The sequence below is a fragment of the Blastococcus sp. MG754426 genome (assembly GCF_021699055.1).
Taxonomy (GTDB): domain Bacteria; phylum Actinomycetota; class Actinomycetes; order Mycobacteriales; family Geodermatophilaceae; genus Blastococcus.
Genome location: NZ_SSXC01000081.1, coordinates 1 through 18,885, shown reverse-complemented (window position 1 = coordinate 18,885; position 18,885 = coordinate 1). Strand labels below are relative to the sequence as shown.

The window sequence follows — 18,885 nt, the reverse complement described above, 5'->3', positions numbered from 1 at the left end:
GCTGCGGCGCGGGGACCGGGGTGGGGGCCGGTGGCTCCTCGGCGCGCGCACCCGCCCGGCCGGCGCTGGACCGCAGCTCGTTGTTCTCCTCGATCAGGCGGGCCAGCTCGGCCTCCACCACGTCGAGGAAGGCGTCCACCTCGTCCTCGTCGTAGCCCCGCTTGCCGATGGGCGGCTTCTTGAAGACGACGTTGTGCACGTCGGCAGGCGTGAGTGGCATCGCAGGTCACCTCAGGTCGGACGGCGGGAACAGGGACGTGGTGGGAGCGGTGGCGCGGCGCCACCGTCCGACGGCTCTGACCCGGGGGGTATCAGCTGTCATGCGAGTGCGAGCGTGACGTTCCGGAGGACCACCACGGCGATCAGCAGCACCATAAACCCGAGGTCCAGTCGGATGGACCCCAGGTTCAACGGCGGGATCACCTTCCGCACCGCCTTCAGCGGCGGGTCGGTGGTGGAGTAGACGATCTCGAGACCGGCCGCGACCGCACCCGACGGCCGCCAGCTGCGCGCCAGCACCATCACCCAGTCGACGACGAACCGCGCGAAGAGCAGCACGAGGAAGACGAGCAGCACCGACGAGACGATCTGCCAGAAAAGAGACACGGGCCCCGCTCGATCAGGGCACCAGCCGGTGCCGACTCCACTGCGCGCCGCTCAGGACTTCTCGGAGAACCCGCCCTCGCGGATCTTCGCCTTGTCCTCAGCGGTGACGGCGACGTCCTGCGGACTGAGCAGGAACACCTTCGCCGTGACGCGCTCGATACTACCGCGCAGTCCGAAGCTCAGGCCCGCAGCGAAGTCGACGAGCCGCTTGGCGTCGGCGTCGTCCATCTCGGTGAGGTTCATGATGACCGGCATGCCGTCGCGGAACCGCTCGCCGATGGTCCGCGCCTCGTTGTAGGTGCGCGGGTGCAGCGTGACGACCTGGTAGCTCTTGGCCGCCGGGGCGGGCGCCGCCTCGGGCTCGGGCTCGGGAGCGGGCGCGGCGGCCACGGGCTCGCGCATCGCGAGGCCGGCCGCGGCCACGGGGCCGCTGCTGGTGCTCAGCACGCGGGAGGCGGTGGAGCCCGCCGCGCCCGCACCGGTCGGGGCCAGGCCGAGCGGGCGGGCCTGGACGCGGCGGACCGAGAGCGGCTCGGGGTCGCGGGCGGGCGGGACCGCGGGGACGTCGTCGGCGTAGTCGTCCGCGTAGCCGTCCTCGGCGTAGCCCGTGTCGGCGAAGTCCTCGTCGTAGCGGTCCTCGTCGTAGCGGCCGTAGCGACGGTCGTGCTCGAGCTCGTCGGACGGGCGGGCGTCGTACCGGCCGTAGCCGCGGGGCACGTCGTCCTCGACGAGCCCCAGGTAGATCCCCATCTTCCGCATGGCTCCAGCCATCGGACCTCCCCCTCTGCTGGTGTCCTCAGCGTCGCGTCTGCCCGGTCGTCGGCTCGTCGTCCCCGTCCGACCGCTCCCGGAGCGGCGGGTGCGACTGCTGTGACTCGCGTGGCTGGTGTTGCTCGAACTCACCGCAGGGTAGGGGGCGGTCGCCGAACAACGCGGTTCCGACACGCACGAGCGTGGCGCCCGCGGCGATCGCCTCCTCCAGGTCGCCGCTCATGCCGGCCGAGATCTCGACCGCCCCGGGGTGGTCGGCGCGCAGGCGCTCGGCGACCCGGGCGAGGCGGTGGAAGGCGGGCCCGGGCTCCTCCCCCCGCGGCGCGACGGCCATGACACCGCGCAGCCGCAGACCGGCGGACGACGCCACGGCGTCCGCGAGCGCGGGCACCTCCGCCGGCGCGGCCCCACCGCGCGCGGCGGCCTCGCCCTCGGGGCCGCCCAGGTCGACCTGGATCAGCACGTCGACCGGGCGGCCGGCCTCCTGACCGGCCCGGTCCAGCGTCGCTGCGAGCGCGGCACGGTCCAGCGAGTGGACGACGGCCCCGGTGCGGGCCACCGCCGCGGCCTTGTTCCGCTGCAGTTGGCCGACGAAGTGCCAGCGGACGTCGACGTCGCCGAGCTCGCCGGCCTTGGTCAGCAGCTCCTGCACCCGGTTCTCGCCGAACGCCCGCTGGCCGAGCGCCGCGAGCGCCCGCACGTCGTCGGCGGGCCAGGTCTTGCTCACGGCCAGCAGCCGCACGGTCGCGGGGTCGCGCCCGGCGGCCCGCGCGGCCCGGTCGATGCGGGCGCGCACCGCGCGCAGGTTGTCGGCGAGCCGGCTCACGGCCTGGATTGTCCCCGCAGCGACCGGCGCCCGTGCAGGGTCCCGACGCGAGCCTGCGCGGTGCGGGGGAAGGGTGGCCTCCTAGGCGAGCCAGACCAAGCCGGCCTGGCGGCCGGTGACGCCGTCGCGCCGGTGGGAGAAGAGCGCGGGGTCCTCGGCGGTGCAGCGGGGGTCCTGGACCACCTCCGGGATGCCGGCGCGCCGGAGGATCTGCTCGACCCCGGCCCGCAGGTCCAGGCCGGTGGTGCCGGCCCGGGTGGGGACCGCGGCGGCGGGCGCGATCCGCGCCACCTCGTGCTGCATCTCCGCAGGCACCTCGTAGCACGCGCCGCACACGGCGGGGCCCAGCAGCGCGGTCACGTCCCGGGCCCGGGCGCCGAGGCTCGCCATGGCCGACAGCGCCGCCGGGAGCACCCCCTTGCGGACGCCTTCGCGCCCGGCGTGGACGGCCGCGACGACACCGGCCCGGTGGTCGGCCAGCAGGACGGGCACGCAGTCGGCCGCCAGCACCGCGAGGACGAGTCCACGGGTCGCGGTGACCAGCCCGTCGGTGCCGGCCACCGGCCCGTCCTGCGGCCCGTCGACGACCGCGACGCCGGTGCCGTGCACCTGGTCCATCCAGACCAGCCGGTCCTCCCCCACGCCCAGCTCCCGCGCCACGCGGGCCCGGTTGGCGGCGACGTCACCGGGATCGTCCCCCACGTGGGAGCCCAGGTTGAAGGAGTCGTAGGGCGGACGGGAACGGCCGCCCCGCCGGTCGGTGACGACCCTGCGGGGTCGTACCTCCGACGGAGCGGCCGGTTCGTTGCTCATCGCGCCAGACGATACGTGCCCGGCGCGTGGCGGCCCCGCCCAGAGGCTCGTCCCGAGCGTGCGAGGGATGAGGAGGGCGGGGTCCTTCAGCCCTTGAGGAACTCCGGGATGTCGAGCTCCTCCTCGAAGTCCTCGTTCGACAGCGGTCGGCGGCCGTTGCCCGCGGAGCCCTGGATGGGCGGCAGCGGGGGCACGGTGAGGCCGCCCCCGGCACCGGCGCGCCCGCCGGAGGCCGGCGGGGCCTGCTGGGCGAGCCGCTCCCCCGTCACCGGCGGGGCGGCGGGGGCCGGGGCCGGCGCGGAGCCGGTCGACGGCGCCGCGACGGGCGGCGCAGCCGGGGCCACCGGCGGGGCGGCCACCGGGCGGCGGTGCGCGGCGAACGGCGAGGCGCCTCCGGTGGAGACGCCGCCCTGCGGCGCGCTGGTCGCGGCCGCGCCGTCCTGGCGGGTGTTGGGCCGCCCGCCGTCGAAGCCCGCGGCGATCACGGTGACCCGCACCTCGTCACCGAGGGCGTCGTCGATGACGGCGCCGAAGATGATGTTGGCGTCGGGGTGCGCGGCGTCCGACACCAGCGAGGCGGCCTCGTTGATCTCGAACAGGCCGAGGTCCGACCCGCCGGAGATCGACAGCAGCACGCCGTGGGCCCCCTCCATCGAGGCCTCCAGCAGCGGGCTGGCGATCGCCTGCTCGGCGGCCAGCAGCGCGCGGTTGTCACCGCGGGCGCTGCCGATGCCCATCAGCGCCGAGCCCGCCCCGGACATGACCGACTTGACGTCGGCGAAGTCCAGGTTGATCAGGCCGGGCGTGGTGATCAGGTCGGTGATGCCCTGGACACCGGAGAGCAGCACCTGGTCGGCGGTGCGGAAGGCGTCCATGACGCTGACGTTCCGGTCGCCGAGCTGCAGCAGGCGGTCGTTCGGGATCACGATGAGCGTGTCGCACTCGTTGCGCAGCTCCTCGATGCCCGACTCGGCCTGCACCGCCCGCCGTTTGCCCTCGAAGGCGAACGGCCGCGTGACGACACCGATGGTCAGCGCCCCGAGCTTGCGGGCGATCGAGGCCACGACGGGCGCCCCACCGGTGCCGGTCCCGCCACCCTCGCCCGCGGTGACGAAGACCATGTCGGCGCCCTTGAGCACCTCCTCGATCTCCTCGCGGTGGTCCTCGGCGGCCTGCCGGCCGACGTCGGGCTGCGCACCGGCGCCGAGCCCGCGGGTGAGCTCGCGGCCGACGTCGAGCTTGACGTCGGCGTCGCTCATCAGCAGCGCCTGCGCGTCGGTGTTGATCGCGATGAACTCGACCCCCTTGAGGCCGACTTCGATCATGCGGTTGACCGCGTTCACCCCGCCGCCGCCGATGCCGACGACCTTGATGACCGCTAGATAGTTGTGCGGAGGTGTCATGCGGCGCTCCTACCGTCTTCCCTCAACCTCGAGTTCAGCCTTACAGTTATGTCAACCAGGTCGACGGGGATGAAGTTAGGTGCGCGTCGGAAGGCGCTACAAGCACCCTCTCCGGGTCGGCGTGTCGGTGGACCCGGATCGCACCAGGCTCCGGCGACCCGTTGGTCACATCTGCACCACTGGCTGTGACGACTCGCGCCGGAAATGTCTTATCCCGTGATCCAGGCGCGGTCGGCGCGGGTGAGCAGAAAGATCCGCGGCCGGGGCGCGTGTCGGGCGTGTCGCGGACGACGGCGTGTCGCCGGGCCTCCCTCGTCGAGCCGGTGTGCACGCGCGCGGCCACCGTCCGCCACCGGACCGGCGGCGGGGTCGCACCGGGCCGCACCCGTGGCCGCTGCTGGGAGGGGCGAGCCGGGTGCACACGCGGCTCGACGCTCCGCGGGTCGGCTCCGCTCGCTCCTGCGCACACCGGTCCGGTCCTGGGAACGGTCACCTCACCGGCACGGAGAGCCCGCCGGACCGGCGGTGGACAGGTCAGCGCAGGACGACGGCGGAGGGGGCGCTCACGTCGACGAGGTCGGCCGGCTCCAGCTCGCCACCGGCGATCCGGTCGAGCAGCGCGACGAGCACCTCGGCCTTGGTACCCGACTCCTCGGCGCCGCCCCACACCACCACCGTGCCGTCGGCGAGGGTCATCGTGATCGACTGCGCGTCGGGTGCGGTGACCTCGGCGACGTCCTCCCGGAGCTGGCCGGGCAGGGCGCGGATGGCGGCGAGCGCGGCCGTGGTCGCGGGGTCGTCCGGCGCCGGGTCGTCGACGGTCAGCGGGACGACGCCGCGCGGGGCGTCCCCGGTGAGGGTGTCGAACAGCACGCCCTCGGCGTCGACCAGCGACCGCCGCCCGGGCGGGCCGACGACCGCCACCGGGACCCGCTCGGCGACCGTGACGACGATCCGGTCGGGCCAGCCGCGGGCCGCCTGCACGTCGCGCACCTGCGGCAGCCGGGCCACCCGGTCCTCCACCGCGCCGAGGTCCACCCGGAGCAGCGGCACCCCCTCGGGCACCCGGGCGACCTCCTGCACGCGCTCGGCCGTCAGGGTCGCCGTCCCGTCCACCTGCACCGTGCGGACCGCGAGCCACGGGCCCAGCCAGAGCAGCCAGCAGACCGCCGCGACGACGGTCAGCGCCGCGACGAGCTGGAGCGACCGGCGCCGACGGGTGCGCCGCCGGGCCGGGCGCCGGTCGGGCAGCGGGGTGACACGCCCGCCCCGGCGCACGGCCGCCCGGCGCTCGGCCGGGCCGCGGCCGCGCCGGGTCCGGTCGCGGGTGGTGCTGCCGGCCCGGCTCACCGGCCGGCGTCCGGCGCGTCGTCCTCCCCGCCCGGCTCACCGGCGCGGAGGGCGTCGAGGACCTCCGGGCCCACCATGGAGACGTCACCGGCCCCCATCGTCATGACCAGGTCGCCGGGGCGGGCGCGGGCGGCGAGCGCGGGTGCGGCCGCCGACCAGGACGGCTCGAAGTGCACGTGCTCGGCGGGCAGCGGGACGGCGTCGGCGACCATCGCCCCGGTCACCCCGGGGACGGGGTCCTCCCGGGCGCCGTAGACGTCCATCACCACGACCTCGTCGGCCAGGCCGAGCGCCGCGCCGAACCCCTCGGCGAACTCCTGGGTGCGGCTGTACAGGTGGGGCTGGAAGGCGACGACGAGCCGCCCCTCCCCCGCCACCGCGCGGGCCGCCCGCAGCTGCGCGGTGACCTCCGTCGGGTGGTGGGCGTAGTCGTCGTAGACCCGCACCCCGCCGGCGGTGCCCTTGAGCTCGAACCGCCGGTGCACCCCGCCGAACCGCGCCAGCCCCTCCACCAGCCCGTGCGCGGGCAGGCCGAGCTCCAGGCCGGCGAGCAGCGCCGCCGCGCTGTTGCGGGCCATGTGCTCCCCCGGCACCCGGATCTGCACCCGGCCGAGCACGGCGCCGTCCAGCAGCGCGGTGTAGGTGGTGTGCTCCCGGCCCACCTCGAGGTCGACCATCCGGAGGTCGGCGTCCTCGGCCGTGCCGTACGTGCGCACCCGCGCCGGCCCGGGGACCCCGGCGAGCCGGGCGGCACCGGGGTCGTCGGCGCAGAGCACGACGAAGCCCGCGGGGTCCACGGTCTGCAGGAACCGGTCGAACGCCGCCTCCACGGCCGCGAGGTCGCCGTAGTTGTCGAGGTGGTCGGCCTCGACGTTCGTGACGATCGCGGCGAACGGCGAGAGCAGCAGGAACGAGCGGTCGCTCTCGTCGGCCTCCGCGACGAAGACGTCGCCCTCCCCCGCGTGCGCGTTGCTCCCCGACTCGTTGAGGTTGCCGCCGATGGCGAAGGAGGCGTCGACGCCGCAGGCCTGCACCGCGACGGTGAGCATGGAGGTGGTCGAGGTCTTCCCGTGCGTACCGGCGACCGCGACGCTCCGCCGGCCGGCCATCACCGCGGCCAGGGCGACGGCCCGCGGCAGCACGCGCAGGCCACGCTCCCGGGCGGCGACGAGCTCGGGGTTGTCCGCCCGGATCGCCGTCGAGACCACCACGGTCGCGGCGTCGCCCAGGTGGGCGCCGTCGTGCCCGACCTCGACCCGCGCGCCCAGGGCCCGGAGGGCCAGCAGCGTGGGCCCGTCCCGGCGGTCGGAGCCGGAGACCGGCACGCCGCGGGCCAGCAGGATGCGGGCGATGCCGCTCATGCCGGCACCGCCGATCCCGATCAGGTGCACGGCCCCCAGCTCGGGCAGCGCGGGCACCGGGCCGGACCAGGCCGCGACGGAGTCGGCGCTCACGTGCCGGCCACCTCGCAGACGATGTCGGCCAGCCGTTCGTCGGCGTCGGGCACCCCGGCCGCGGCGGCGTGGCGGGCCAGCCCGGCCAGGGCGGCCGGGTCGGTGAGCAGCGGCAGCAGGGCGGCCGAGATCCAGGCCGGGTCCAGCTCGCCGTCCTCCACCAGCAGGCCGCCGCCGGCCTCGATGACCGGGAGGGCGTTGCGGCGCTGCTCCCCGTTGCCGATGGGCAGCGGGACGAACGCCGCCGGCAGCCCCACCGCGGACAGCTCGGCGACGGTGACCGCGCCCGAGCGGCACAGCGCCAGGTCGGCGGCGGCGTAGGCGAGGTCCATGCGCTCGAGGTAGTCGACGAGCACGTAGGGCGCCTCGCCCGCCGCCCGACCCGGCACGACGACGTCGGTGTTCTTCGGCCCGCGGGCGTGCAGCACCTGGACGCCGGCGGCGGTGAGCGCCCCGGCCGCACCGACCGCGGCCCGGTTGAGCGAGGCGGCCCCCTGGGAGCCACCGAAGACCAGCAGCGTCGGGCGGTCGGGGTCGAGCCCGAACTCGGCCCGGGCCTCGGCGCGGCGCGCGGCCCGGTCGAGGGAGGAGATCGCCCGGCGCAGCGGCATGCCGACGTGCTCCCCGCGGTGCAGCGGGGTGCCCGGCGCGGTGACCGCCACCCGGGCGGCGAGGCGGGCCCCGATGCGGTTGGCCAGGCCCGGCAGCGCGTTCTGCTCGTGCACCACGACCGGGACGCCACCCCGCCGCGCGGCCAGGTAGGCCGGGAGCGCCACGTAGCCGCCGAAGCCGACGACGACGTCCGCGCCCAGCTCGTCGAGCAGCGCCCGGGTCTCCGCCACGGCGCGGCGCACCCGGCCGGGCACGCGCAGCAGGTCGGGCGTGGGCTTGCGGGGCAGCGGCACGGGCGGGATCAGGCGCAGGTCGTAGCCACGCGCGGGCACCAGCCGGGTCTCCATGCCGCGGGCGGTCCCCAGGCAGGTCAGCCGGAGCGCGGGATCGCGCCGGCGGAGGGCGTCGGCCAGGGCGAGCATCGGCTCGATGTGCCCCCCGGTGCCGCCACCGGCGAGGACGACGGAGCGGACGGCGCTCACCGCTCGCCCCCGGGACGGCCGCGCGGGGCGACCGGCCGCTGCCGGGGCGCACCGGTGCGCGCCTGCTCCCGGACCGGCGCACCACCGCGGGCGGCGGCGCGGGGCCGCGCGGAGCCGCCGGCGCGGGCCGCCGGGGTCGGCGCGGGCGACCGGCGCGGGTCGGCACCGCGGGCGTGCAGCAGCGTGCGGGCGCCGCCGACGACGGGCCGCTCGGGGCCGTCGGCCCCGGGGAACCGCCGGGGCCGAACCTGGTCCACCGCCACGGTGGGGGCCGGCGCGAGCAGCCGCGCCAGGCGGCCCCGCTCGGCGGTGCGCAGCGCCTCGATGGCGGCCGGCTCCGAGCGGGCGAACCGGGCCAGCAGCCCGACGATGAAGAGGGTGAGGATCAGCGAGGTCCCGCCCGCCGAGATCAGCGGGAGGGTCACACCGGTCACCGGGAGCAGGCCCACCACGTACCCCATGTTCATGGTCGCCTGGCCGGTGAGCCACACGGTGATCGCGACGCAGGCGAGCTGGACGAAGCGGTCGGCCGAGCGGCGGGCGATGCGGAATCCGGCGTAGGCCAGGACGCCGTAGAGGGTGACGACGACCAGGCAGCCGAGGAACCCGAGCTCCTCACCGATGATCGCGAAGATGTAGTCGGACTCGGCCTCGGGCAGGATGTTCCACTTCATCGCGCTGTTGCCGAGGCCGACCCCCCACAGGCCGCCGGTGGCCAGCGCGTACATGCCGCGGATCGCCTGGAAGCCGGTGTGGTCGGGGTCGGCGAAGGGGTCGAGGAACGCGGTGATCCGCGCCATGCGGTACGGCGCGGCCTGCACCATGACGACGATCGCGACGACCGCGGCGGCGGCGAGCGCGCCGAACCAGCGCATCGGCATCCCGCCGGCCCAGAGGAGGCCGACCAGGACCAGCCCCAGGCTCACCACGCCGCCGAAGTCCGGCTCGAGGATGAGCAGGCCCGACAGCAGCACGAACACCGGGAGCACCGGCACCAGCAGCGACGTCGTCGTCAGGTAGCGCTCGCGCAGCGCGATGACGTGCGCCCCCCACAGCGCGAACACCAGCTTGCCGGCCTCCGAGGGCTGGAAGTCGGTGACGCCGAGCGGGATCCACTGCCGGGCGCCGTTGCGCTCCAGGCCGATGCCGGGGATCAGCACGAGCACGAGCAGGCCGATCACGACCAGCAGCGCGACGGGTGACCAGCGGCGCACCAGGCCCACCGGCAGCCGCATCGCGACCACCATCGCGCCCAGCCCGATGCAGGCGAGCACGAGCTGCTTCACGCCCGGGGCCCACGCCGGCTCGTCGGCCAGCGCGGCCTCGATGGCGGAGGCGGAGAACACCATGACCAGCCCGATGAGCAGCAGCAGCCCCGCCGCGCCGAGCACCAGGTGGCAGCTGGTGAGCGGTCCGTCGAGCCACGCGGGCCCCGTCCAGCGGCGCTGCGGCGTGCGCGGCGCCACCGGGCGCGTGCGGCCCCGGGTGGTGCGCGCCTCGCGCAGCGGCCGCTCGGTGGTGGTCATCGCCCGGCCCCGAGCGCGCGCACGGCGTCGGCGAAGGCGCGGCCGCGGTGCGCGTAGTCCCGGAAGACGTCCATCGAGGCGGCCGCCGGGGCCAGCAGCACGGTGTCGCCCGGCCGGGCGAGCCCGGCGGCGGCGGCGACGACCCGGGTGATCGTCGCCTCTGCAGTCACACCCGTCCCGTCCATCCCGCCATCGTCGCCGCTCGGGACCTCCACGACCGGCACCGACGGGGCGTGTCGCGCCAGCGAGCGGGCCACGACGGCGCGGTCGCGGCCGAGCAGGACGACGCCGGTCAGCCGCGGCGCGACCGCGGCCACCAGCGGGTCGACGTCGGCGCCCTTGAGCAGGCCCCCCGCGATCCAGACCACGCGCGGGTAGGAGGCCAGCGACGCCCCGGCCGCGTGGGGGTTGGTGGCCTTGCTGTCGTCGACCCAGTCCACGCCGTCGACCGTGGCGACCAGGGCGTTGCGGTGCGCGCCGCCGGCGAAGCCGGCCAGGCCCCGGGCGACCGCCTCGGCCGACACCCCGGCCGAGCGGGCCAGGGCGGCGGCCGCGAGCGCGTTGACCACGTTGTGCGGGCCCGGCACCGGCAGCCGGTCACGCTCCAGCAGCGCCTCCCCCGCCGGGTCGGCGGCGAAGGCGCGGTCGACCAGGACCCCGTCGCGGACCCCGAGCTGGCCCGGGGCCGGCTCGCCCAGGGTGACCGTCACCGGCCGCGGGTGGGCCGCCACGAGGCCGGCGGCGACGGGGTCGCCCGCGTCGGCGACGGCGATCGGGGCGCGCTCCAGGATGCGCGCCTTCGCGTCGCGGTAGGCGGGGAAGGAGCCGTGCCAGTCGGTGTGGTCGTCGGCGACGTTGAGCACCGCGGCGGCGGCGGGGGCCAGCGAGGAGGACCAGTGCAGCTGGAAGCTGGAGAGCTCGACGGCGAGCGCGTCGTAGGAGGGCGTGCCGTCCGCCTCGCGGGCGGTGACCACCTCGACGAGGGGCCGGCCGACGTTCCCGGCGGCGACCGCCTTCCGGCCGGCCGCGAGCAGGATCGCCTCGAGCATGGTGACCGTCGTCGTCTTGCCGTTGGTGCCCGTGACGGCGAACCACGGCGCGGCGGCGCCGTCCGGCCCGGGGACGCGCAGCCGCCACGCCAGCTCGGGCTCGCCGACCACCTCGACCCCGCGGGCGGCGGCGTCGACCAGCAGGGGCGCGTCCGGGCGCCAGCCCGGGGACGTGACGACGAGGTCCACCCCGTCGGGCAGCACCTCCGTCGCGCCCAGCCACCCGGCGCCCGCGCCGGTGAGCTCGTCGACCACCGCGGGGCGGGCGGCGTCGGTGAGCAGCACCCGGGCGCCGGCGGCCAGCAGCACCCGGGCGGCGGCCGCGCCGGAGACGCCGAGCCCGGCGACGAGGACGGTGCGGCCGGAGACCGCCGGGGTGCCGCTCACAGCCCCACGAAGCTCAGCCAGTCGGCGTAGAACAGGCCGAGACCGAAGGCCACCGCCATGCCGGTGACCAGCCAGAACCGCACGATGACGGTGTTCTCGGTCCAGCCGGCCAGCTCGAAGTGGTGGTGCAGCGGCGCCATCCGGAACACCCGGCGGCGGGTGGCGCGGAAGAACGCCACCTGGATGATCACCGACAGCGTCACCGCGACGAACAGCCCGCCGAGGACGACGAGCAGCAGCTCGGTGCGGGTGACGATCGCCAGGCCGGAGAGCAGCCCGCCGAGCGCGAGCGACCCGGTGTCGCCCATGAAGATCCGCGCCGGGCTGGTGTTCCACCACAGGAAGCCCAGGCACGCGCCCATGCCGGCGGCCGCGACGAGGGTGACGTCGAGCGGGTCGCGGACGGTGTAGCAGCCCTCGATCAGCTCGTTGGCGCAGTCGTGGGTGAACTGCCAGAACGAGATGACGATGTAGGAGGCGAGCACCATCGCCGAGGCGCCGGCGGCCAGCCCGTCGAGTCCGTCGGTGAGGTTCACCGCGTTGGAGAAGCCCGCGATGAACAGGTAGGCCAGGATCACGAACGCGATCGGGCCGAGGGCCAGCGGCGCGATGTCGCGGACGTAGGAGACGACGGTGGAGGCGGGCTCGACACCGTCGTCGTTCGGGAAGTTGATCGCCAGGACGGCGAAGGTCACGCCGACGACCAGCTGGCCGACCAGCTTCGCCGTCTTGTTCAGGCCCAGGCTGCGCCGGTGCCGGATCTTCAGGTAGTCGTCGAGGAAGCCGACCGTGCCCATGCCCACCATGAGGAAGAGCAGCAGCAACCCGGTGGCGCTGAACCCCCACCCGGACTCGCCGACGAACACCAGGTGCGCGGCGAGGTACCCGACCACGGTGGCGCCGACGATGACGGTGCCGCCCATCGTGGGCGTGCCCTTCTTCGAGAGGTGGCTCTCGGGGCCGTCGTCGCGGATCTCCTGGCCCAGGCCCTGCCGCCGGAACGCCCGGATCGCCAGCGGGGTGGTCAGGATGGAGACGATCAGGCCGACCGCCGCCGCGATGAGCACGCTCCTCACAGCGCGGCACCGCCCAGCAGGTCGGCGGCGAGGAGCTCCAGGCCGTGGGCCCGGCTGGCCTTCACGAGGACGACGTCACCCGGTCGCAGCACCTCCGACAGCAGCGCTAGGGCAGCGGCCCGGTCCGGCACGTGCACCGACTCCTCTCCTGCGCGCCGCCCCGCGGCGGTCGCACCTCCCGCTATGCCTACCGCATCGGCGCCCACCGCGACGACGAGGTCGACCCCCGCGGCGGCCGCGTCGCGGCCCAGCCGCTCGTGCTCCGCGTCGGCGTCCGGGCCGAGCTCGGCCATGCCCCCGAGGACGGCGATGCGCCGAGTCCCGGCCAGCCCGGCCAGGGCGGCGAGCGCGGCCCGCATCGACTCGGGGTTGGCGTTGTAGGCGTCGTTGACCACGGTGACGCCGTCGGGGCGCCGGTCGATCTCCATGCGCCAGCGGCTGCGCGGCTGCGCAGCCGACAGCGCCGCGGCGACGGCGGCCGGCTCCAGGCCGACGGCCAGCGCGGCGCCCGCGGCCGACAGCGCGTTGGCCACCTGGTGCTCCCCCACCACGCGCAGGGACACGGGGTGCCGCTCCCCGCCGGCGACCAGGGTGAAGCGGGCACGGGCGCTCTCGTCGAGCGCGACGTCGACGGCCCGGACCGCCGCCTGCTCGGCCCGGCCCGTGGTGAGCACCCGGGCGCGCGTGCGGGGCGCCATGCCCAGCACGCGGGCGTCATCGGCGTTGAGCACCGCGGTGCCCCCGGCCGGCAGCGCCTCCACGAGCTCCCCCTTGGCCTGCGCGATGCCGTCGGCGCTGCCGAACTCGCCGAGGTGGGCCGAGCCCACGTTGAGGACGACGCCGACCTCGGGGCGGGCCACCTGGCACAGCCGGGCGATGTGGCCGCGCCCGCGGGCGCCCATCTCCAGGACGAGGAACCGGGTGCCGGCGTCGGCGGACAGCACGGTCAGCGGCAGGCCGATGTCGTTGTTGTAGGACCCCGGGGGGCTGACCGTCGGCCCGGCCGCGGCGAGCACCTGGCCGAGGAGGTCCTTGGTCGAGGTCTTGCCCGAGGATCCGGTGATCGCCAGGGTGCGCACGCCCGCGGCGGTCAACCGCTCGTGCACCCCCGCCGCCAGCCGGCCCAGCGCGACCACGGGGTCCTCGACGACGACGCAGGGCAGCGCCGGGTCCGGACGGGCGACCAGCGCGGCGACCGCCCCGGCGGCCGCGGCCGCACCGAGGAAGTCGTGCCCGTCGACCCGCTCCCCCGCCACGGCGACGAAGAGGTCCCCGGGGGCGACGGCGCGCGAGTCCAGCGTGACCGCGCCGGTGACCGCGCCGTCCGGCGGGCCCTCGAGCCGGCCCCCGGCGAGCTGGGCCACCTCGTGCAGCGAGAGCCGGATCACGCCCGCGCCCCCGCCGCGGCGAGCACCTCGCGCAGCTGCGCGCGGTCGTCGAACGGGTGCACCGTGCCGGCGACCTCCTGGCCGGTCTCGTGGCCCTTGCCGGCGACGAGCAGGGTGTCCCCCGCCCGGGCCAGCGCGGCCGCGGCGGCCAGCGCGGCCCGGCGGTCACCGATCTCCCGGACCTCGGCGCGCCGGTCGGCGGGCACCTCGCGGGCCCCGGCCAGCATCGCGGCCCGGATCGCCGCGGGGTCCTCCGAGCGCGGGTTGTCGTCGGTGACCACGAGCACGTCGCTGCCCTCGGCCGCCACCCGGCCCATCTCGGGGCGCTTGCCCGGGTCGCGGTCGCCACCGCAGCCGAGGACGGTGACCAGCCGGCCGGGGGTCGCCGCGCGCAGCGCGGCGAGCGCGGTCCGCACGGCGTCGGGGGTGTGTGCGTAGTCGACGACGGCGACGAAGGGCTGCCCGGCGTCCACCGGCTCCATCCGGCCCGGGACCACCGTCTCGGCGAGCCCGGCGACCGCGTCCTCGACCGCGACGCCGACGGCGTCCAGGAGCGCCACGGCCAGCACCGCGTTGGCCACGTTGAACCGCCCGGGCAGCCGGACGCGCGCCGGCCAGCTCCGCCCGCCGGGCCCGTGCAGGGTGAACGTCGAGCCCCCGCCGGGCGCCGTCGCGACGTCCGAGACGCTCCAGTCGGCCGCCGCGCCCTCGCCGCCGGCCACGGTGACCGGTCGCGGGCGCCCGGCCCGCTCGACCAGGCGGCGCCCGTACGGGTCGTCGACGTCGACCACCTCGGCGGCGGCCCGGCCGTCGAACAGCAGGGCCTTGGCCTGGAAGTAGTCCTCCATGTCGCGGTGGAAGTCCAGGTGGTCGCGGCCCAGGTTGGTGAAGCCGGCCGCGGCGAAGCGCACGCCGCCCACCCGGCCCTGCACCAGCGCGTGGCTGGAGACCTCCATGACGACGGCGTCGACGCCGGCGTCGGCCATCCCGGCCAGCAGCGCGTGCAGCGCCGGCGCCTCGGGCGTGGTGCGGATGCTGGGCAGGGCCGTGACGGTGCCGTCCGCGGCCCGGGTGCGCGCCTGCACCGTGCCGATCAGGCCGGTGGCGCGGCCGGCGGCGGCGAGCCCGGCCTCGACCAGGTAGCTCGTCGTCGTCTTGCCGTTGGTGCCGGTGATGCCGAGGACGGTGAGCCGGCGGCTCGGCTCGCCGTAGACCCGGTCGGCGACCGCGCCGAGCACCTGGCGGGGGGCGTCGACGACGCAGACCGGCAGCCCGGTGGCGAGCGCGTCCGCGCGGCCGGTGGGGTCGGTGAGCAGCGCGACGGCCCCGCGGGCGGCGGCGTCGGCGGCGAAGCGGACCCCGTGCGTGCGGGCGCCGGGCAGGGCGGCGTAGAGGAACCCCGGGCCCACCTCACCGGAGGCGAGCGTGACCCCGGAGACCACGACGTCGGCGCCGGGGCCCTCCGGCGGGCCGATCAGGTCGGCCAGTTCGGCCAGGGGCAGCGGGCGGTTCCCCGTGGGCCGCGGGGCCGTCCCGGGGTCGGTCGGGGTCACGGGGCTCCAATCTACCGGCGGGCACTCCGCGGACAGCACTTCGCCGCGGGCCCGCGCGCGGCGGCCCCCCTGCAGGGGCCCGCCGTGAGCGTGCGGTCGGTGGGGGGCAGCGGGGTCCTCACCCGGTGAGCTCGAACTCGGGGCGGGCGGTGCCGGAGGGCACCACGCCGTCGGCCATGAGCGCCGCCCGCATGACGTCGGCGAACACCGGTGCTGCGACCTGCCCGCCCTCCGCGGAGCTGCTCGGCCGCTCCAGGTCCACCGCGACGACGTACTGCGGGTCGTCGGCCGGCGCGAAGCCGACGAACGTGGTCACGTACCCGCCGCCGGCGTAGCAGTTGCACTCGGGGTTGGCGCGCTGCGCGGTGCCGGTCTTGCCGGCGACCCGGAAGCCCTCGACCTGGGCCAGCGGGGCGGTGCCCCCCTTCCCGACGACCGCCTCGAGCATGTAGGCCATCTGCTCGGCGGTGGACTCGCTGACCACCCGGGTGCGGGCTGGCTCGGGGGTCGGCGCCGGGCGGCCGTCGGCCCCGGTCACCGACTGCACGACCCGGGGCTCCACCCGCACGCCGCCGTTGGCGATCGCCTGGTAGATCGAGGCCATCTGCAGAGTGGTCACCGAGACGCCCTGCCCGATGGCCACGTTGGCCGCCCGCACCTCGCTCCACTCGGCGGAGTCCTGCAGGATGCCGCGGCTCTCGCCGGGGAGCTCGATGCCGGTCCTCTCCCCGACGCCGAAGGCGCGCAGGTACTCCTCGAGCTTCTCGTCGCCGACCTCGCGGGCCAGCATGATCGTCCCGACGTTGCTGGACTTGGCGAGGATGCCGGTGACGGTCCAGTCGACCGGGTCGTGGTCGTGCGCGTCGGTGACCACCCGGTCGCCGGCCTGGATGTGCCCGTCCACGGTCAGGACGCGGTCGGGGGTCGCCTGCCCCTCCTCGACGGCGGCCGCGAGGGTCACCGCCTTCATGACGGAGCCGGGCTCGAAGACGTCGCTGACCACCGGGTTGCCCAGCAGGTCGGGGTCGGTCGTGGAGTAGCTGCCGGGGTCGTAGCCGGGGCAGGACCCCATGGCCGCGACGCGCCCGGTCGCGACCTCGAGCACCACGGCCGACGCCCGGGTGGTGGCGCCGTCGGCGCACGCCTGCGCCAGCCGCTCCTCGGTGACGTACTGCAGGTCCTCGTCGAGGGTGAGGGTGACGTCGCGGCCGTCCACGGCCTCGGTGACCTCGTCGATGCCCGACGGGATCGGGTGCCCGCCGCTGCCGACCTCCACCGTCCGCTGGCCGGCGGTGCCCGAGAGCTGGTCCTCGAAGACCTGCTCGATGCCGGCCAGACCGGTGCCCTCGCGCCCGACGAAGCCGACCACCTGACCGCCCACGGCGCCGACCGGGTAGAGGCGCACCGGGTCGTCGCGCAGGTACACGCCGGCGAGCTCGAGCGCCGCCACCGCGTCGGCCGTCTCGGGGGCGAGCTGGGTGGCCAGGACCACGTACCGGCTGTCGTCGGTGAGCTTCTCGGTGAGCTCGGGGACGGGGACGTCGAGCAGCGTGGTCAGCGCCAGCGCGGTGCGCGCCGGGTCGCGGACCACCGTCGGGTCGGCGACCACCTTGGAGGCGTCCACCGTGTAGGCGAGCGGGTTGCCGTCGCGGTCGAGGATCTGGCCGCGGATCGCCGCGAGCGGGATCGTCCGGAGCCGGTCCTGCTCGGCCGCGCTGGCGTAGGCGGCGCCGTCGATGCCCTGCAGCACGACCAGCCGGCCGACGACCAGCACCAGCAGGCTGATGAGGACGACCAGGCCCCACCGGTTGCGGCGGCCGCGCTGCTCGACCGAGAGGCCGGCCCCGGCGCTGCGGCGGGTGCCGGGGGCGCGGCGGGAGACGAAGGGGCCGCCGCCGGACCGCCCCGCCGGGTCCGGGCGGGGGGCGCGGGCACCGGGACCGCGGACGCTGCTCGGCACGGGTCAGTTCCCGCCCTCGGCGCCGCCCGCCGGCGCGGGGCCCGTCGCGGCGCCGGGGGCGGGCTCGGGCTCCGGCGCGGGCTCGGGCGCGGGCGCGGGCTCCGGCGTGCCGCGCATCGCCGTCGTCCCGTCGGCCCCGAGGACCAGGTAGCCGGCGATGCCGGCCGGGACGAGCCCGGCGGCCTCGGCCGCCCGCGCCACGTCGGCGGGGGTGTCACCGGCGACGACGAGCTGCTCGAGGCGCTGCACCTCCTGGGCGCGCGCGGCGTTGTCGGTGCGCAGCTGGGTGGCCTTGAGGGAGTCGACCGCGATGGCGGTGTTGAGCACCAGCAGCCCGAGCGTGGTGAGGGCCAGCAGCCCCACCGCCAGCAGCACGAACGGCGCCGTGCGCGACCGCTCCGCGGCCCGGGGCTGCCGACGCGGCCGGGCGGCGGCGCCGGTGGGCACGAGCCGCAGCTCCGGCCGGGGGGTGGCCCGCCCGGTGCCGCGCGCGCCCGGCGGCGCGGTGCGGGGCGCCGGGCCGGTGGCACGGGTGGACCCGGTGCGGGTGGGGACCGTGCGCGACGGGCTGGTGCGGACGGCGGCGGCCCGGGTCATGCCGCCCGCCGGATGCGCTCGGCCGCGCGCACGCGGGCCGACGCCGCCCGCGGGTTGCCGGCGGTCTCCTCGGGGCCGGGCGCCTCGCCGCCGCGGGTGAGCAGCCGGAGCACCGGGCCGTGCTCGGGCAGCGGCACGGGGAGGTCCGGCGGGGTGCGGTCCGCGGCTCCCGCGGCCAGGGTCTGCTTCACGATCCGGTCCTCCAAGGAGTGGAAGGTGATGACGGCGAGGCGCCCGCCGACGGCGAGGGCCTCGATCGCGGCGGGGAGGGCGCGCTCCAGCGCCCCGAGCTCGTCGTTGACCTCGATGCGCAGGGCCTGGAAGGTCCGCTTCGCGGGGTGGCCACCGGTCCTGCGGGTGGCCGCGGGGATGGCCTCCCGCACGAGCTCGGCCAGCCGCGCGGTGCCGGTGAACGGCTCGCGGGCGCGCTCGCGGTCGATGGCGGCGGCGATGCGGGAGGCGAACCGCTCCTCGCCGTAGACCCGCAGGACCCGGGCCAGCTCCCGGGGCGGGTAGGTGTTGACGACGTCGGCGGCCGTGCGGGGGGCGCCGGGGTCCATGCGCATGTCCAGCGGGGCGTCGGCGGAGTAGCTGAACCCGCGGTCGGGCCGGTCGAGCTGGAGCGAGGAGACGCCCAGGTCGAACAGCACGCCCTGGACCTCGTCGATGCCCAGCCGGCCGAGCACGTCGGGGAGCTCGTCGAAGACGGCCGGCACGACGGTGACCCGGTCGGCGTGCCCGGCGGCCTGGATCCGGCGGCTCGCCTCGGCCCGCGCCTCGGGGTCGCGGTCCAGCCCCACGACGCGCAGCCCGGGGTGCGCCTCGAGCATGGCCAGCGTGTGGCCCGCCAGCCCCAGGGTGGCGTCGACCAGGACGGCGCCGGCGTCGGCGCAGGCGGGCCCGAGCAGCTCGACGACGCGGTCCAGCAGCACCGGGACGTGCACCGGGGGCTGCGCCGGCCCGGGGGCCTCGGCAGGTCCGGTGCTGCTCATCGTCTGCTGCCTCTCGGTTCGGCCCGGCGCTCCCGCGATG

Annotated in this window: 17 protein-coding genes; all 17 read right to left on the bottom strand. The window is 76.7% G+C overall.

Translation table 11 applies throughout. The features are described from left to right. A partial coding sequence (locus E9549_RS19410) for a DivIVA domain-containing protein (RefSeq protein WP_236828240.1) occupies window positions 1-220 on the bottom strand: 220 nt, incomplete at its 3' end. 98 nt (window positions 221-318) lie between these two features. After that, window positions 319-606 (bottom strand): YggT family protein, encoded by a 288-nt coding sequence (locus tag E9549_RS19405; protein WP_091934897.1) that lies wholly within the window; start codon window positions 604-606, stop codon window positions 319-321. A 51-nt stretch (window positions 607-657) separates the two neighbouring features. After that, window positions 658-1,377, bottom strand: a complete 720-nt coding sequence (locus E9549_RS19400; RefSeq protein ID WP_236828239.1) for a cell division protein SepF — start codon at window positions 1,375-1,377, stop codon at window positions 658-660. A 25-nt stretch (window positions 1,378-1,402) separates the two neighbouring features. After that, on the bottom strand, window positions 1,403-2,203 hold the full coding sequence (locus E9549_RS19395) for a YggS family pyridoxal phosphate-dependent enzyme (protein WP_236828238.1): 801 nt from the start codon (window positions 2,201-2,203) through the stop codon (window positions 1,403-1,405). Window positions 2,204-2,284: 81 nt separating this feature from the next. Then, entirely contained in the window at window positions 2,285-3,016 is a 732-nt protein-coding gene (gene pgeF, locus E9549_RS19390) for a peptidoglycan editing factor PgeF (protein ID WP_236828237.1), read from the bottom strand. Between the two features lie 86 nt (window positions 3,017-3,102). After that, window positions 3,103-4,419, bottom strand: a complete 1,317-nt coding sequence (gene ftsZ, locus E9549_RS19385) for a cell division protein FtsZ (protein ID WP_236828236.1) — start codon at window positions 4,417-4,419, stop codon at window positions 3,103-3,105. A gap of 534 nt (window positions 4,420-4,953) precedes the next feature. Beyond that, window positions 4,954-5,769 (bottom strand): FtsQ-type POTRA domain-containing protein, encoded by an 816-nt coding sequence (locus E9549_RS19380; protein ID WP_236828235.1) that lies wholly within the window; start codon window positions 5,767-5,769, stop codon window positions 4,954-4,956. Next, entirely contained in the window at window positions 5,766-7,223 is a 1,458-nt protein-coding gene (murC, locus tag E9549_RS19375) for a UDP-N-acetylmuramate--L-alanine ligase (RefSeq protein ID WP_236828234.1), read from the bottom strand. Before murC ends, E9549_RS19380 begins: the two co-directional genes overlap by 4 nt. Beyond that, entirely contained in the window at window positions 7,220-8,257 is a 1,038-nt protein-coding gene (locus E9549_RS19370; RefSeq protein ID WP_255716220.1) for a glycosyltransferase, read from the bottom strand. Before E9549_RS19370 ends, murC begins: the two co-directional genes overlap by 4 nt. 56 nt (window positions 8,258-8,313) lie before the next feature. Continuing rightward, the gene (gene ftsW / locus E9549_RS19365) at window positions 8,314-9,843 is read right to left on the bottom strand and encodes a putative lipid II flippase FtsW (RefSeq protein WP_236828232.1); all 1,530 of its coding nucleotides are present in this window, start codon (window positions 9,841-9,843) and stop codon (window positions 8,314-8,316) included. Further along, window positions 9,840-11,279, bottom strand: a complete 1,440-nt coding sequence (gene murD / locus E9549_RS19360; RefSeq protein ID WP_236828231.1) for a UDP-N-acetylmuramoyl-L-alanine--D-glutamate ligase — start codon at window positions 11,277-11,279, stop codon at window positions 9,840-9,842. Before murD ends, ftsW begins: the two co-directional genes overlap by 4 nt. Further along, the gene (mraY, locus tag E9549_RS19355) at window positions 11,276-12,355 is read right to left on the bottom strand and encodes a phospho-N-acetylmuramoyl-pentapeptide-transferase (protein WP_236828230.1); all 1,080 of its coding nucleotides are present in this window, start codon (window positions 12,353-12,355) and stop codon (window positions 11,276-11,278) included. Before mraY ends, murD begins: the two co-directional genes overlap by 4 nt. Continuing rightward, window positions 12,352-13,743: a UDP-N-acetylmuramoyl-tripeptide--D-alanyl-D-alanine ligase gene (gene murF, locus E9549_RS19350; RefSeq protein ID WP_236828229.1), complete on the bottom strand. Its 1,392-nt coding sequence runs from the start codon at window positions 13,741-13,743 to the stop codon at window positions 12,352-12,354. The genes mraY and murF overlap by 4 nt, the downstream gene beginning before the upstream one ends. Further along, window positions 13,740-15,296, bottom strand: coding sequence for a UDP-N-acetylmuramoyl-L-alanyl-D-glutamate--2,6-diaminopimelate ligase (locus E9549_RS19345; protein ID WP_236828228.1), 1,557 nt, complete (start codon window positions 15,294-15,296; stop codon window positions 13,740-13,742). The genes murF and E9549_RS19345 overlap by 4 nt, the downstream gene beginning before the upstream one ends. 118 nt (window positions 15,297-15,414) lie before the next feature. Continuing rightward, window positions 15,415-17,256, bottom strand: a complete 1,842-nt coding sequence (locus tag E9549_RS19340; protein WP_236828227.1) for a penicillin-binding protein 2 — start codon at window positions 17,254-17,256, stop codon at window positions 15,415-15,417. Between the two features lie 3 nt (window positions 17,257-17,259). After that, a complete protein-coding gene (locus tag E9549_RS19335; protein WP_236828226.1) occupies window positions 17,260-17,853 on the bottom strand; it encodes a hypothetical protein in 594 nt (197 codons plus the stop codon). After that, window positions 17,850-18,845, bottom strand: coding sequence for a 16S rRNA (cytosine(1402)-N(4))-methyltransferase RsmH (gene rsmH, locus E9549_RS19330; protein WP_236828225.1), 996 nt, complete (start codon window positions 18,843-18,845; stop codon window positions 17,850-17,852). The genes E9549_RS19335 and rsmH overlap by 4 nt, the downstream gene beginning before the upstream one ends. Window positions 18,846-18,885: the final 40 nt, after the last annotated feature.